The organism is Salipiger mangrovisoli, from assembly GCF_015223355.1.
GTDB classification, from domain to species: Bacteria; Pseudomonadota; Alphaproteobacteria; order Rhodobacterales; family Rhodobacteraceae; genus Salipiger; species Salipiger mangrovisoli.
The window spans coordinates 70,762-86,152 of sequence record NZ_JADFFK010000010.1 but is presented as its reverse complement, the minus strand read 5'-3'; the positions used below and the strand labels follow the sequence as shown (position 1 = coordinate 86,152).

Annotated in this window: 11 protein-coding genes; 3 read left to right on the top strand and 8 right to left on the bottom strand. The window is 67.4% G+C overall.

Annotated elements, in window-relative coordinates; translation table 11 throughout:
• Window positions 1-49: 49 nt before the first annotated feature.
• Complete coding sequence (gene tkt, locus IQ782_RS14510) at window positions 50-2,068, bottom strand: transketolase (RefSeq protein ID WP_194135379.1); 2,019 nt, start codon at window positions 2,066-2,068, stop codon at window positions 50-52.
• Between the two features lie 319 nt (window positions 2,069-2,387).
• Between tkt and IQ782_RS14505 the strand changes: the two genes are divergently transcribed.
• Together IQ782_RS14505 and IQ782_RS14500 are read left to right on the top strand one after the other, a co-directional pair.
• Complete coding sequence (locus tag IQ782_RS14505; RefSeq protein WP_194135378.1) at window positions 2,388-2,882, top strand: hypothetical protein; 495 nt, start codon at window positions 2,388-2,390, stop codon at window positions 2,880-2,882.
• Window positions 2,882-3,304 carry a cell division protein ZapA gene (locus IQ782_RS14500; protein WP_194135377.1) on the top strand — a complete coding sequence of 141 codons (423 nt, stop codon included), beginning with the start codon at window positions 2,882-2,884 and terminating at the stop codon, window positions 3,302-3,304. Before IQ782_RS14505 ends, IQ782_RS14500 begins: the two co-directional genes overlap by 1 nt.
• A 193-nt stretch (window positions 3,305-3,497) precedes the next feature.
• Here the strand turns inward: IQ782_RS14500 and eno are convergent, their stop codons facing one another.
• The gene (eno, locus tag IQ782_RS14495) at window positions 3,498-4,775 is read right to left on the bottom strand and encodes a phosphopyruvate hydratase (protein ID WP_194135376.1); all 1,278 of its coding nucleotides are present in this window, start codon (window positions 4,773-4,775) and stop codon (window positions 3,498-3,500) included.
• A 248-nt stretch (window positions 4,776-5,023) separates the two neighbouring features.
• Between eno and IQ782_RS14490 the strand changes: the two genes are divergently transcribed.
• Window positions 5,024-6,211, top strand: a complete 1,188-nt coding sequence (locus tag IQ782_RS14490) for a mechanosensitive ion channel family protein (RefSeq protein WP_194135375.1) — start codon at window positions 5,024-5,026, stop codon at window positions 6,209-6,211.
• Window positions 6,212-6,227: 16 nt separating this feature from the next.
• Here the strand turns inward: IQ782_RS14490 and IQ782_RS14485 are convergent, their stop codons facing one another.
• From IQ782_RS14485 to glgC, 6 genes are read right to left on the bottom strand one after another with little or no spacing between them, the layout of a single operon-like run.
• On the bottom strand, window positions 6,228-7,118 hold the full coding sequence (locus IQ782_RS14485; RefSeq protein WP_194135374.1) for a DMT family transporter: 891 nt from the start codon (window positions 7,116-7,118) through the stop codon (window positions 6,228-6,230).
• Window positions 7,119-7,133: 15 nt separating this feature from the next.
• On the bottom strand, window positions 7,134-8,768 hold the full coding sequence (locus IQ782_RS14480) for an alpha-D-glucose phosphate-specific phosphoglucomutase (protein ID WP_194135373.1): 1,635 nt from the start codon (window positions 8,766-8,768) through the stop codon (window positions 7,134-7,136).
• Entirely contained in the window at window positions 8,765-10,633 is a 1,869-nt protein-coding gene (gene malQ / locus IQ782_RS14475; protein WP_194135372.1) for a 4-alpha-glucanotransferase, read from the bottom strand. The genes IQ782_RS14480 and malQ overlap by 4 nt, the downstream gene beginning before the upstream one ends.
• Window positions 10,633-12,687, bottom strand: a complete 2,055-nt coding sequence (gene glgX / locus IQ782_RS14470; RefSeq protein ID WP_194135371.1) for a glycogen debranching protein GlgX — start codon at window positions 12,685-12,687, stop codon at window positions 10,633-10,635. The genes malQ and glgX overlap by 1 nt, the downstream gene beginning before the upstream one ends.
• Window positions 12,688-12,694: 7 nt before the next feature.
• Window positions 12,695-14,116, bottom strand: a complete 1,422-nt coding sequence (gene glgA / locus IQ782_RS14465; RefSeq protein WP_194135370.1) for a glycogen synthase GlgA — start codon at window positions 14,114-14,116, stop codon at window positions 12,695-12,697.
• Window positions 14,113-15,375: a glucose-1-phosphate adenylyltransferase gene (gene glgC, locus IQ782_RS14460; RefSeq protein WP_194135369.1), complete on the bottom strand. Its 1,263-nt coding sequence runs from the start codon at window positions 15,373-15,375 to the stop codon at window positions 14,113-14,115. Before glgC ends, glgA begins: the two co-directional genes overlap by 4 nt.
• Between the last annotated feature and the right edge of the window lie 16 nt (window positions 15,376-15,391).

The following is a 15,391-nucleotide window of genomic DNA, read 5'->3' as shown; positions in this document are numbered from 1 at the left end:
GGGGTGAGCCCGAAGGGCGAGGGGGCAGCGCCCCCTTGCCGCGTGCGGATCAGAGCAGCGCCTTGACCTTCGCCACCACGTTCTGCGCGGTGATGCCGAACTTCTCGTAGAGCACTTCCGCCGGGGCCGAGGCACCGAAGCTGTCCATGCCGACGAAGTCCTGCTTGGCCTCGCGGCCGCGCTCGCCGAGCAGCCAGCGGTCCCAGCCGCCATGGCGGGTGGCCGCCTCGACGCCGACGCGCACGGGGCCCGCGGGCAGCACGCGCTTGCGGTAGGCTTCGTCCTGCTGGGCAAAGAGCTCCATGCAGGGCATGGAGACGACGCGGGTGCCGATGCCCTCGGCCTGCAGAGCGTCCCGCGCAGCGAGTGCGATCTCGACCTCCGAGCCGGTGGCGATCAGGATCGCCTGGCGCTTGCCCTCGGCCTCGGCCAGCACGTAGGCGCCCTTCGAGGTGAGGTTGTTGGTCTTGTGCTCGCGGCGCACGGTCGGCAGGTTCTGGCGGGTCAGCGACAGCACCGAGGGCGTGCCCTTCTGGGTCAGCGCCACTTCCCAGGCTTCCGCGGTCTCGACGGTGTCGGCCGGGCGGAACACCAGCGTGTTCGGCGTCGCGCGGCTGATCGCCAGGTGCTCGACCGGCTGGTGCGTCGGGCCGTCTTCACCCAGGCCGATGGAATCGTGGGTCATCACGAAGACCGTCGGGATCTGCATCAGCGCGGCGAGGCGCATCGCCGGGCGCGCGTAGTCGGTGAAGGCCATGAAGGTGCCGCCGTAGGGGCGCAGGCCGCCGTGCAGCGCCATGCCGTTCATCGCCGCCGCCATGCCGTGCTCGCGGATGCCCCAGTAGACGTAGCGGCCCTTGCGGCTGTCGACGTCGAAGACGCCGAGGTCACCGGTCTTGGTGTTGTTCGAGCCGGTGAGGTCGGCCGAGCCGCCCACGGTCTCGGGCATGATCGGGTTGACCACCTCGAGCACCATTTCCGAGCTCTTGCGGGTGGCGACCTTCGGGCCTTCCTCGCTGATCTGCTTCTTCAGCGCGCGGATCACCGCCGAGAGCTTCTTCGGCGCGTCGCCGTCCTGCTGACGGGTGAAGTCCTTCTGGCGGCTGTCCGACAGGGCGGCGAAGCGCTCTTCCCACTCGGCGCGGTCGGCGGCGCCGCGGCTGCCGACCTCTTCCCACCAGCTCTTCACCTCGGCGGGCACCTCGAACGGGCCATAGGCCCAGCCCCAGTTCTGCTTGGCCGCGGTGTTCTGCTCGGCATTGGTCAGCGCGCCGTGACCCTTGGAGGTGTCCTGCGCGGCGTGGCCGAGGGCGATGTGCGTCTTGCAGGCGATCATCGTCGGCTGCGCGCTCTTCTTCGCCGCCGTGATGGCCGCGTCGATCGCCTCGGGGTCATGGCCGTCGATCTCGATGACCTCCCAGCCTGCCGAGCGGAAGCGCGTCACCTGGTCGGTCTTGTCCGACAGCTCGACCTTGCCGTCGATGGTGATGCCGTTGTTGTCCCAGAAGACGACGAGCTTGCCGAGGGCGTAGCGGCCGGCGAGGGTGATCGCCTCCTGGCTGACGCCCTCCATCAGGCAGCCGTCGCCGGCGATGACATAGGTGTGGTGATCCACGACCTTCTTGCCGAAGCGCGCGCGCAGGATTTCCTCGCCCATGGCGAAGCCCACGGCGGTTGCGATGCCCTGGCCGAGCGGACCGGTGGTGGTCTCGATGGCGTCGGCGTGGAAGTTTTCCGGGTGGCCGGCGGTGCGGGCGCCCCATTGGCGGAAGTTCTTCACCTCGTCGAGGGTGATCTGCGGGTCACCGGCAAGATAGAGCAGCGAGTAGAGCAGCATCGAGCCGTGGCCGGCCGAGAGGATGAACCGGTCGCGGTCCGCCCACTTCGGGTTCTTGGCATCGAATTTCAGGTGCTTGGCGTAAAGCACGGTGGCCACGTCGGCCATGCCGATGGGCATGCCGGAGTGGCCGGAATTCGCCGCCGTCACCGCGTCCAGCGTCAGCGCGCGGATCGCGCAGGCGCGGGTCCAATGGTCGGGGTTCTTGGCCTTGAGTGCAGAAATGTCCACGGGGCTTTGTCCTCTTGCCGGAAGCCTGTCAGCGGGCTCAATAGCAGCGCTGGTGATAAGTTCAAGTATTGCGGGCGCATCCCGTCACGCGCAGGATGAAGCACGGTCCGTAAGGTATTGGAACTTATGGCGAGCAATTTCCCGGCCCGCTTGATATCCTCAGCCGGAAGCGGAAGGCATTGATTCGCCTTTCCGATCTCTTTGGTATAGGCGGGCCGGGCAGGCTGGCGGCACGGGGCTCCGGCACGGACCGGCGGGTCGCAATCCGAGGATGCTGCGAGGCACCGCCGGACGCAAGGCAAGGAACAAGGGACGCAGGATGAGCCAGATCGACGAGTTGCACTCCAGGATCACCCGCGCGTTTGACCGCATCTCGACCGGGGTCGAGGCGCTGGGGTCGGCGCAGCCTGGCGGGGCCGAGGGCGGCCCGGCCGAGATCGCGGCGCTGCGCGGTGCGCTGGACGAGGAACGCATGGCCAACGCGCAGCTCGAGGAGCGGCTGCGCCAGTTGCACGCGCAGCTGGAAAATCCGCAGAACCGGCCCGCCGGCGGCGCGGCGCAGGCCGAGCAGCGCCAGGCGATGGCAGCGCTCGACGGCGAACTTCAGCGCCTGCGCCAGGCCAATGACATGCTGATGCGCTCCCAGGCCGAGATGCGCGCCGCGCTCGAGGCCGGGCTGGGCGAGCCGCATCTGATCAACCAGGCCATGCTGGCCGAACTCGAGTCGCTGCGCGCCGCGCGCGGCGTGGAAACCGCGGAGGCGCGGGCGCTGCTCGCCGGGCTGACCGCGGCCCTGACCCCGGAGGCGCTGTGATGTCGCAGATCGAAGTCGAAATCCTGATCGGCGGCCGCAGCTTCGAGGTGGCCTGCCAGGAGGGCGAGGAACAGTATCTTCAGGCCGCCGCGCGCATGCTCGACACCGAGGCGCAGGTGCTGGTCGGCCAGATTGGCCGCATGCCCGAGGCGCGGATGCTGCTGATGGCCGGGCTGATGCTGGCCGACAAGACCGCCGGGCTCGAGGATCGCCTGCGCGAGACCGAGGACCGTCTGCGCGACGCCGAGGAGCGTATCGCCGCCATGGCGTCCGAGGTGCGCGCCCTGCGCGATGCGCCGCCACCCGAGGCCGAGCGCGTCGAGGTGCCGGTGATCCCGCGCAGCGTGACCGAGGCCATGGCCGAACTTGCCGCCCGCGCCGAGGCGCTGGCCGAGGCGGTCGAGGAGAAAAGCGCCTCCTGAGCCTTTCTTCTAGGCCCAAGTATCCCGGGGGAGTCCGCGCAGCGGACGGGGGCAGAGCCCCCCTCCGGGCCTCCCGCTCATGGCGCCGTCGGAACAGGGCGTATTTGAAAAGAGAAGAAGCGCCGGGCGACGGCTCGAATGACAAAAGGGCGGGGAACATGTCCCCGCCCTTCGAGTTTCGGAGCGTCGCGGCTCAGCGCTTGAGGATCGAGCGGCCAGCGTATTCCGCCGCCTCGCCCAGCATTTCCTCGATGCGGATCAGCTGGTTGTACTTGGCGAGCCGGTCCGAGCGGGCCAGCGAGCCGGTCTTGATCTGGCCGCAGTTGGTGGCCACGGCGAGGTCGGCGATCGTGGCGTCCTCGGTCTCGCCCGAGCGGTGCGACATCACGTTGGTGTAGCGCGCGCGGTGGGCCATATCGACGGCCTTCAGGGTTTCGGACAGCGTGCCGATCTGGTTGACCTTGACCAGCATGGAGTTGGCCACGCCCTGATCGATGCCCATGGCGAGGCGCTCGGGATTGGTGACGAAGAGATCGTCGCCGACCAGCTGGACCGATGCGCCGAGTGCCTCGGTCAGCAGCTTCCAGCCTTCCCAGTCATCCTCGGCGCAGCCGTCTTCGATCGAGATGATCGGGTAGTCTTCGCAGAGCTTGGCGAGATAGGCGACGTTCTCGGCCGAGGTGAGCGACAGGCCCTCGCCCTTCATCTCGTACTTGCCGTCCTTGAAGTATTCGGTCGAGGCGCAGTCGAGCGCGAGGAAGATGTCCTCGCCGGGCTTGTAGCCGGCCTTTTCGATCGATTTGAGGATGAAGTCGAGCGCGTCCTTGGTCGAGGCCAGCTCGGGGGCAAAGCCGCCTTCGTCGCCGAGGCCGGTCGACATGCCCGCCGCCGAGAGCTCCTTCTTCAGCGTGTGGAACACCTCGGAGCCCATGCGCACGGCTTCGCCGATGCTGGTCGCCGAGACCGGCATGATCATGAATTCCTGGATGTCGATCGGGTTGTCGGCGTGTTCGCCGCCGTTGATGATGTTCATCATCGGCACCGGCAGCACGCGGGCCGAGGTGCCGCCGACGTAGCGGTAGAGCGGCTGACCGGTGAACTCGGCGGCTGCCTTGGCCACAGCCAGCGAGACGCCGAGGATGGCGTTGGCGCCGAGACGGCCCTTGTTGTCGGTGCCGTCGAGCTCGATCATCGCCATGTCGATGGCCTGCTGCTCGGTGGCGTCGAAGCCGACGATGGTCTCGGCGATCTCGCCGTTGACCGCGGCGACCGCTTCGAGCACGCCCTTGCCCATGTAGCGCGACTTGTCGCCGTCGCGCTTCTCGACGGCTTCATGCACGCCGGTCGATGCGCCCGAGGGCACGGCGGCGCGGCCCATGGTGCCGTCTTCCAGCGTGACGTCGACTTCGACGGTGGGGTTGCCGCGGCTGTCGAGGATCTCGCGGGCGTGAATGTCGATGATGATGCTCATGGGTCCCTCGCAAAGGAATGGGTTCGCGACGAGCTATAACAGGGGCGAAGCAGAAGTAAATAATCACGGTAACGCTAACAGTGCCTGTTCCCATGGGGTTGCGCTAACAACCACATGTTCGTGCAGCATAGTTTTTTGCCCTGCCGGAAATGCCCCCTAGGTTTTTTCTGCAGACGCACGGGCAATGGACAGCAGGAAAGGCCGCGCAGGGGTGCCGAGGGGAGGACGGTGCCGCGCGGACATGGTGCATGGAAGAAGAACTGAGCGAGATCGGCCAGCAGGTGGCCGAGATTTCCGAGCTGGACCAGCTCGAGCAGCAGGTGGCGGATTTTTCCGAGGCGGTAGAGGCGATCATCCCGGTGCTGCCGGGATGGGTCATGCCCGCGGCGGTGCTGGCGGTGGCCTTCCTCGTCGGAGTGCTGGCCTACCGGCTGGTGTTCGGCATCCTGACCCGGATGGTGGCGAAGCGCGATCTCTTCTGGCGCAGTCTCGTGTCGCGCACACGAAGGCCGTTGCGGATGGGGCTGGTGGTGTTCTTTCTGGCGATCGGCGTGGCGGTGGCGCCGCTGGATGCGGTCTGGCGCGATCTTGCGCAACACGCGCTGCTGATCGCCTTCATCATCCTTGTCGCCTGGGTGGTGCACACGGCGCTGAACATCTGGACGACGGTGCGGCTGCGGAAGTTCTCGCTCGATGCCGAGGACAATTTCCTGGCGCGCAAGCATGTCACCCAGAGCCGCATCCTCGTGCGGCTGACCGGCTGGCTGATCCTGATCGTGACGATCTCGGCGATCCTGATGACCTTTCCGGGGGTCCGGCAATGGGGCGTCTCGCTGCTGGCTTCGGCCGGGGCGGCGGGCATCGTGGTCGGCTTCGCCTTCCAGCCGGTGCTGAAGAACCTGATCGCCGGCATCCAGCTCGCCATCACCCAGCCGATCCGCATCGACGACGCGGTGATCGTCGAGGGCGAATGGGGCTGGATCGAGGAGATCACCGGCACCTACGTGGTGATCAAGATCTGGGACTGGCGGCGGCTGATCGTGCCGCTCAGCTACTTCATCGAGCAGCCGTTCCAGAACTGGACTCGGGACGGCGCGTCGCTGATCGGCGGGGTGCTGCTCTATCTCGATCATTGCGCCGACATCCAGAGGATCCGCGACAGGATGAACGAGATCTGCCGCGAGAGCGCGCTCTGGGACGGGAACGTCTGCCACCTGCAGGTCAATGACTTCCGCGAGCGGGTGATGGAGATCCGCATCCTCGCCTCGGCGCGCAACGCGCCGCGCACCTATGACTTGCGCTGCGAGATCCGCGAGAAGCTGATCACCTGGATCCAGCGAGAGATGCCCGAGGCGCTGCCGCGCACCCGCGAGACGGTCTCGGTGGATGCCGCGAACAGCGTGACGGCGCCGGGGATCGAGGTCGTGGGCGGGTAGGGCGATATCCGGGGGCTCAGAGCCCCCGGTTCACGTCCCGCTGCCGCGCGCGGGCCAGCCGGTGCTCGCGCACGAAGGTGTAGAGCCCGGCGGCGAGGATCAGCGCGGCCCCGGCATAGGTCCAGCCGTCGGGGCGCTCTCCGAAGATCAGCATGCCAAGGCTCGCGGTGAAGATCAGCCGCGTGTAGCGGAAGGGCGAGACCGCCGCGACCTCGGCCATGCGCATGGCGTTGGTCACCGCAAGATAGCCCCCCGCGGTGACCGCGATTGCGGCGGCCATCGGCGCCAGGGCGGGCAACGTGAAGACCGGCGCGCGGCCCGAGACCAGCAGCAGCACGAGGCCGACCGGCACGATCGAGGCCATGCCCCAGGCCGAGACCACCACCGAAGGGATGGCGGCGGGCAGGGTGCGGGTCACCAGATCGCGGGCGGCCAGGCCGATGACCCCGGTGACCGCGAAGATTTCCCAGCCGGTGAAGGCGGTGCCAAACGGGCGGATCACCATCAGCATCCCGACCAGACCGACGCCGATCGCCGACCATCGCCGCCAGCCGACGTTCTCGCCGAGAAAGAGCGCCGCGCCCAGGGTCACGGCCAGCGGCGCGGTCTGCATGATCGCCGCCATCACCGACAGCGGAATATGGGACAGGCCGACGATCATCCCGAGCCCGCCGATCATCTCGAAGATGTTGCGCCAGAGAACCTTGGGATTCAGCGCATCGGCACGGCGCAGCGGCATCTTCTTGATCCGGGCGAGGATCAGGAAGACGCAGCAGCCACCAAGGCCGATGGCCATCATCACCTGTCCGGAGGGTGCCTGCAGCGAGGACAGCTTGATGAAGGCGTCGCTGAGGGCCAGCAACGCCATGCCAAGCACCATCAGGGCGATGGCGCGAAGGGTATCCATAATCTTGTATTCCGATCAGGTGATGACGTCCGGCTCGCTCCGGCCCGTGCGTGTCTTGATGCCCGCGATGGCCTCGGCGGCGGCGATCACCGGTGCCAGCGCGACTTGCGGATCAAGCGCGAACTGTGTCGGGTCGGTCTCGACCTTCTCGAGATAGACACGCAGCGTCGCCCCCTCGGTGCCGGTGCCGGACAGGCGCAGCACCAGCCGCGCGCCGCCCTCGAAGCCGATCTGCAGGCCCTGCTTCTCGGAGCGCGAGCCGTCGACCGGATCGTCATAGGCAAACTCCTCGGCCGAGGCGACGGTCATGCCCGCAACCGCGGTTCCGGGCAGCGTGCCGAGCTGGGCGCGGACGTGGTCCATAAGGGCGCTCGCGGCATCGCTGTCCACGCCCTCGTAGTCGTGGCGCGAATAGTAGTTGCGGCCGTAGGCTTTCCAGTGATCCTCCATCAGTTCGGCGACCGAGCAGTGCTTCTTCGCCAGCACGTTGAGCCAGAAGAGCACGGCCCAGAGCCCGTCCTTCTCGCGCACGTGGTCCGAGCCGGTGCCGGCGCTCTCCTCGCCGCAGAGCGTGGCGCGGCCGGCGTCAAGCAGGTTGCCGAAGAACTTCCAGCCGGTGGGCGTGGCGTAGCAGTCGATGCCAAGCCCCTCGGCGACACGGTCCACCGCGCCCGAGGTCGGCATCGAGCGCGCGACGCCTTTCAGCCCGCCCGCGTAGGCCGGAACGAGCGTGGCATTGGCCGCCAGCACCGCGAGGCTGTCCGAGGGGGTCACGTAGCAGTGTTTGCCGACGATCATGTTGCGGTCGCCGTCGCCATCCGAGGCTGCGCCGAAATCTGGCGCATGGTCGCCCATCATCTCGTCCATCAGCGTCTTTGCCCAGATCGGGTTCGGGTCGGGATGGCCCTTGCCGAAATCGGGCAGCGGGATCGCGTTGATCACCGTTCCGGGGCCGGCGCCCAGCTCCTCCTCGAGGATCATCCGCGCGTAGGGGCCGGTCACCGCGTGCATCGCATCGAAGCGCATCGAGAAGCCGGAGCGGAACAGCGCGTGGATGGCGTCGAAGTCGAAGATCTCCTTCATCAGCTCGGCGTAATCGGCCACGGGATCGACGATCTCGATCTCCATGTCGCCCAGCATCACCGTGCCGGTGCCGGCGAGGCCGACGTCCTGGCTGTCGAGGATCTTGAACTCGGTGATCGTCTTGGTGGCCTCGAAGATCTTGTCGGTGATGGCTTCGGGGGCCGGCCCGCCGTTGCCGGCGTTGTATTTCACGCCGAAATCGCCCTCGGGGCCGCCGGGGTTGTGGCTGGCCGACAGGATGATGCCGCCGTCGGCGCCGCGCTTGCGGATGAGGTTCGAGGCGGCCGGGGTCGAGAGCAGCGCGCGTTCGCCGACAATCACCTTTTTGGCGCCGCTGGCAGCGGCCATGCGCAGCACGACCTGCGCCGCCTGGGAGTTGAAATGCCGCCCATCACCGCCGAGCACGAGGGTCTTGCCCTCGACGCCGCCGATGCCGTTCCAGATGCTTTGAATGAAGTTTTCGAGATAATGGTGGCCCTGGAAGACCGGGGTCTTCTTGCGCAGGCCGGACGTGCCCGGTTTCTGCCCCTCGATCGGCTCGGTGGGTACGGTGCGGATGTGCGTCATGAATGTCTCCTTCGCCCGGATGCTTCCATGATCCGGGCGGCATTGGCAAGAACGGGTGTGTTTGCAATCTCTTGCGGGCCAAGCGGCAGGCGCTGGCGCCAGTTGGGATATTCCCAGACGGTGCCGGGAAGGTTGGGCTGGACATCGCTGTCCAGCAGGTCCTCGACCTGCACCGCCACGAGACGGGCGCGGGTCGCGGCAAGAACGTGGAACATGGCTTCGGGCGCGGCGGGGTCGAGCGCGCCGCGGAACTGACCGCTGAGCCAGTCGAAGCCGGCGATCTCGCGTCCGCGCCAGGATTTCATCCCCTCCGCGTGCTCGGGAGGGGTCAGGCCGATGCTTTCGCGGATGCCGATCTCGCGCCCGGCGCGCCAGCCTTTCCAGGTCGGCAGGTCATGGGTGGTGAAGCTGGCAATCACCGCCTCGTCATAGTCTTCGGGGCGCTTGAATTCGGGCGGATCCCCCCGGTGCTCGAAGCAGGCAAGGCGGCAGCCGAGCAGCCCGCTTTCGTCCATCGCGTGGTGCAGCCCGTCGGGGATCACGCCCAGATCCTCGCCGATGATCACCCCGCCGCAGCGTGCCGCCTCGATGCGGGCGACGGCGAACATCGCCTCGCGCGGCATCTGCACGTAGGCACCCGGCAGGTTGTTCCCGTCCGGCACCCAGTAGGCGCGTTCAAAGCCGATGATGTGGTCGATCCGAAGCATGCCGCAGAACCGCAGTTGCTGGCGCAGGGTGAGGGCGAGCGCCTCGAAACCGCTGTCTTCCAGCGCCACGGGGTTGAACGGCGCGAGCTGCCAGTTCTGTCCCTGCGGCGCGAAGGCATCGGGCGGCGCGCCAAGGCTTGCGCCGGTGGCGAAATTCGCACGGTCGGTCCAGGTCTCGGCCCCATGAGGATGCGTGCCGACGGCAAGGTCAAGATAAAGCCCATGCGCCATGCCCGCCGCCTGCGCGCGGCGCTGCGCGGCAGTAACCGCCCCCTCGGCGGCATATTGCAGCCAGGCGTGGAAGCGGATGCGTTCGGAGAGGTCTCGGGCCGCCTGCGCCACCTGTGGGCTCTTCGGGTCCTGGTAGGCGGCGTCCCAGCCATTCCAATAGGCGCCGAGCTTTTCCGACAGCGCCTGGTGCAGCGCGAAGCGGTGCAGCTCGTCCCCCTCGTGGCGCAGCCAGGCATCGAAGCCGGGGCCGGGCGGGGCGTTGCGAAACTCTGCTTCCAGCGCGGCGAGCCGGGCCGGGGTCTCGGAAGCGAAATCCACCAGAGCACCCGGTGTCGCCGCGGTGCCGGTGGGCAGGTAGAGCGGCGACAGGCGGCGGCGGTGCGAGGGGGTGTAGGGGCTGAAGCCGCCGGGATCTGCGACGTGAAACCCTGCATGGATCGGGTTGATGCCGAGGAACCCCGCGCCCTGCGCGCCCGCTCCTTCGGCCAGCACCGCCAGATCGTCGAAGCTGCCGATGCCGCCCACGCTTGCCGGGCGCAGGCAGGCCAAGGGCACCATCAGCCCCCAGTTGCGCTCGGGCAGCGCCAGACGCGGCGGCGCGCTCAGCAGCCAGCAGGTCTCGTCGCCCGCGTCCAGCCGGTGACGCCCCAGCGGCAGCGCGGGCAGACGGCCCGTGCCCTCCAGCGCCCGCCCGTCCTCGAGCGTGATCTGCCAGTGCCCCGGCACCTTCAGCGCGGGCGGCTCGCCTTGCACCGAGACCTGCCATTTCGGCAAGTCGCGGGACGGCATCGGGGTATCCTCGGCGAGCCCCATCGCCGCCAGCAGGACCGTCTTGGTCTCTGGCGGCGTGCTGTGCCATGTGCCGTAGAGGTCGCGGTATTCACCAAGAATGCCCGCCTTTGCGGCACGCAGGTCGAGATCGTCCATCAGGGCTCCTCTGCCAGCAGCAGGACCGAATTTGCCGCCAGCGTCACCGTCCCGCCAAGGCGCAGCGGTGCCGCCTCGGGCGCGGCGGTGTCGATGTGGCGCACCCAGACGTAGCCGTCGCCCGGCCGGGGCAGGGTCAGCTCGACCGCGTCGCCGGCGTTCAGGGCGATGTACATGGCTTCCTCGCGCTGCTTGTAAAGCGGCGTGCCCGAGGCCATGCGGAATTCGGCGCAGAGCACCTTGAGATGGCCGTTGGTCCAGTCGGCGCGGGTCATCTCCTGCCCGTCGGCACGCCACCAGAAAAGATCGGGCACCCCGTCGACCCGGCGCGGGCGCGAGTGCAGGTAGCGGCGCTGGCGCAGGATCGGATGGACCTTGCGAAAGGCGATGAGCTTGCGGGTGAAGGCATGGAAGGCGTCGTCGCGGCTGTCCCAGTCGATCCAGCCGGTCTCGTTGTCCTGCGCGTAGGCGTTGTTGTTGCCGCCCTGCGAGTTGCCGATCTCGTCGCCCGCAAGGATCATCGGTGTGCCCTGGCTCAGCAGCAGCGTCGCCATCAGGTTGCGGCGACGCAGCGCGCGGGCGTCGAGGATCGCGGGATCCTCGGTAGGCCCTTCGACGCCCATGTTGTCCGAATGGTTCTCGCCGTGGCCGTCGCGGTTGTTCTCGCCGTTCGCCTGGTTGTGGCGATGGTTGTAGGAGACCACGTCCATCAGGGTGAAGCCGTCATGGGCGGTGAGCAGGTTGACCGAAGCGGTGGCATTGCGCCCAGAATGATCGAACAGCCCGGCCGAGCCGGTGATCCGGTCGGCCATCACCGGCACATGCCCCAGATCGCCGCGCCAGAAGCGCCGCACGCCGTCGCGGTACTGGTCGTTCCATTCGCTGAAGGGCGGCGGGTAGGCCCCGAGCTGATAGCCGCCCGGCCCGATGTCCCATGGCTCGGCGATCAGCTTCTTGCCTGCCAGCACCGGATCCTGGCGCAGCGCCTTGAAGAAGGCTGAGTTGCGGTCGAAGCCCTGCGGTGTGCGGCCGAGCGTCGAGCAGAGGTCGAAGCGGAACCCGTCCACACCCATGGTCGTCGCCCAGTAGCGCAGGCTGTCCATCACCATGCGCAGCACCATCGGGTGGTCGATGTTGAGCGTATTGCCTGTGCCGGTGTCGTTGATGTAGAGGCGCCGGTCCTCGGGCAGGCGATAGTAGCTGGCGTTGTCCAGGCCCCGGAAGCTGAGTGTCGGACCGTGCTCGTCGCCCTCGCCGCTGTGGTTGTAGACCACGTCGAGAATGACCTCGATCCCGGCGGCGTGCAGCCGGGCGACCATGTGCTGGAACTCCCAGAGCGCGCCCTGGTCGAGGTAGCGCGGATCGGGCGCGAAGAAGCCCAGCGTCTGGTAGCCCCAGTAATTGCGCAGCCCCTTGTCGACAAGAAACCTGTCGTTGAGGAAGGCCTGCACAGGCAGCAGCTCGATGGCGGTGATGCCGAGGTCGGTCAGGTAGTCCAGCACAGGGTCCGAGGCGATGCCGAGGAATTTTCCCGGATGCTCGGCACCCGGAAAACGCTGGGTGAGGCCCTTCACGTGCGCCTCGTAGATCACGCTCTTGGCAAGCCGCGTGTCCGGCGGCTGGGTGCCGCCCCAGTCGAAACTCGTGTCCACCACCACGCCCTTGGGCATGTAGGGCGCGCTGTCGGCGGTGTTGCGGGTCTCGAGCCCGCCGTAGAGCGCGTCGTTCCACACCGGGTGCCCTGTGAGACGCCGGGCGTAGGGATCGATCAGCAGCTTGTGGGGGTTGAAGCGGTGGCCCTGCTTCGGCTGGAATGGGCCGTCAACGCGCAAACCGTAGTGCTGGCCCGGAGTCAGGCCGGGCACGCGCCCGTGCCAGACATCCCCGTCGCGCTCGGGCAGGGGCAGGCGGTGGGTTTCCGTGCCATCCTCGTCGAAAAGGCAGAGCGAGACGGCCTCGGCATGAGCGGAAAACACCGCGAAATTCACCCCATCGCCGTCAAAGGTCGCGCCGAGCTGGGTCGCCGACCCCGCGAGGATGACCGGCTCGCTCATCGATGCCTCATGGCTGCTTGGCCTTCACCATGCTTTCATAGAGCGCCGCATATTTCGCCGCCGAATGGGTCCAGCTGACCGGCGAGGCCATGGCGTTGGTCATCATGCGCGTCCAGGTTTCCTTGTCCTGGTACAAGGTTATAAGCCGCATCATCGCCTGGGCCAGTGCCTGCGCGCTGACAGGGTGGAATTGCAGCCCTGTTGCGCAGCCAGCTGCCAATCCAGCAGGCGATGCATTGATCACCGTGTCCGCAAGGCCACCGGTCAGCGCCACCAGCGGCAGCGTGCCGTAGCGCAGCCCGTACATCTGGGTCAGCCCGCAGGGCTCGAAGCGCGAGGGCACGAGGATCGCGTCGCCGCCGGCCATCATCCGGTGCGCGAGGTCCTCGTCGTAGCCGATGCGCACGGCAACACCGGGGTGTTTCTGGGCCTTGCGCTGGAACGCCTCTTCCAGGCCGGGGTTGCCCGCCCCGAGCAGCGCCAGCTGACCGCCGCGGTCGAGCAGTGCGGGCAGCGCCTGCATCAGGATGTCGAGACCCTTCTGCTCGGTCAGCCGCGAGATCACCACGCAGAGCGGGCCGGGCCAGTCCGCCGGCAGGCCCAGTTCCTTGCGCAGCGCGGCCTTGTGCTTGGCCTTCTCGGCGATGGTCTTGTAGGGCGGCGTCCAGAGCGTCTCGTCGATGCCGTTGAGGATGCCGACCATGTCCTCCTGCCGCTCGCGCAGCACGCCGTCGAGCCCCATGCCGAAGTCCTTGGTCATCAGCTCGGAGGCATAGGTGGGCGAGACGGTGGAAAGCTTGTCGGCATAGACGAGCCCGGCCTTCAGCGCCGAGACGCTGTCCCAGAACTCGTAGCCGCGCTGGTGGAACCCGGTGCGCGGCAGCCCGAGCGCGCCGATGCGGGACGCCGAGGCCATGCCCTGGAAGGCGATGTTGTGGATGGTCATCAGCGTCGAGACCCGGCCCGCCGCGCCCAGTTCGCGCAGGTAGAGCGGCGCGAAGCCTGCCTGCCAGTCGTGGCAGTGCAGGATCTGCGGGTGCCAGTCCTCGATCCCGTCGGCCCCGATCATCGCCGCGACAGAGGAGAGCGCGGCGAAACGCTCGGGGTTGTCGCGCCAGTCGTTGCCCTGAGGATCCATGTAGGGGCCGCCGTCGCGGTCGAAGAGATGCGGCGCTTCGAGCACGTAGAGCACCTGCGCGCCGAGCGGTGCCTTCAGCACCCGCGCCGCGCCGCCGAAGAGGTCGTCGAATTCGGCGACGGCCTCCTGCGTCGGCAGCTTCGCGATGACCTGCCGGTAGCCCGGCACCAGCACCCGCATGTCGACCCCGTGAACCGCCAGCGCGCCGGGCAGGGCACCGACGACATCGGCCAGCCCTCCGGTCTTGATCAGCGGCACACATTCCGAGGCGACAGACAGGACACGAGTCATTTGGCGGCTTCCCTCCGGTCGAGCATTCCTTGCGTGATCAGCGTCACGCCGCCGGGCGTGACACGGAACCACTTTGCGTCTTCCTCCGGATCCTCGCCGACCACAAGCCCCTCGGGAATGTGCACCCCGCGATTGACCACGGTGTTTGTCAGCCTTGCATGGCGCGAGACGTAGACATTGGGCAGAAGTACCACACGTTCGAGCGAAGCATATGAATTCGTGTGCACCTTGGTGAACAGGAGCGACTCTCGAATCTCCGTGCCCGAGACGATGCAACCGCCGGCGATGAGCGAGCTGACGGCCGAGCCGCGGCGGTCCTCCTCGTCGTGGATGAACTTCGCGGGGGGCACCACCTCGCCATAGGTCCAGATCGGCCAGTCGGTGTCCCAGAGGTCAAGCTCGGGGTCGAAATTGGTCAGGTCGATATTGGCGCGCCAGAAGGCATCGATCGTTCCCACGTCGCGCCAGTAGGCGGGCTTGCCGTTCTCGCGCACGCAGCTGTCCTCGAAGCGGTGCGCCTGCGCGCCGCCCGCGGCGACGATCTCGGGGATCATGTCGTTGCCGAAATCATGCGTCGAGCTTTCCGACCCCAGATCCTCGACCAGCTTGCCGCGCAGGTACTTCCAGTCGAAGACATAGATGCCCATGCTGACCAGGGTCTTCTCGGGATCATCGGGCAGGCCCGGCGGGTCCTTGGGCTTTTCGAGGAACGAGGTGATGCGGTCGCTGTCGTCCACCGCCATGCAGCCGAAGGCGCTGGCCTCGTGGCGGTCCACGGTCAGGCAGCCGACGGTGACCTGCGCGCCGCTCTCGACGTGCTGCTCGAGCATCTCCTCGTAGTCCATCTTGTAGATGTGATCGCCCGCAAGGATGACGATGTAGTCGATGTCGTAGCTGTCGATGATGTCGATGTTCTGCGCCACCGCATCCACCGTACCGCGATACCACGTCTGCTCGTTGTAGCGCTGCGAGGCGGGCAGGATGTCGAGAAACTCGTTGCGTTCGGCGCGGAAGAAGTTCCAGCCGCGCTGGCAGTGACGGATCAGGCTGTGCGCCTTGTACTGCGTGGCGAGCGCGATCTTGCGGATGCCGGAGTTGAGCGCGTTGGACAGGGCAAAGTCGATGATCCGTGCCTTGCCGCCAAAATAGACGGCCGGTTTCACTCGAAAATTGGTCAGCTCGTGCAAGCGCGAGCCTCGCCCCCCCGCGAGCACGAAGGCCATGCTGCGGCTCGCGAGCCTCTGGGAACGTCGGGGCATTCGTCTCCTCCTTTAA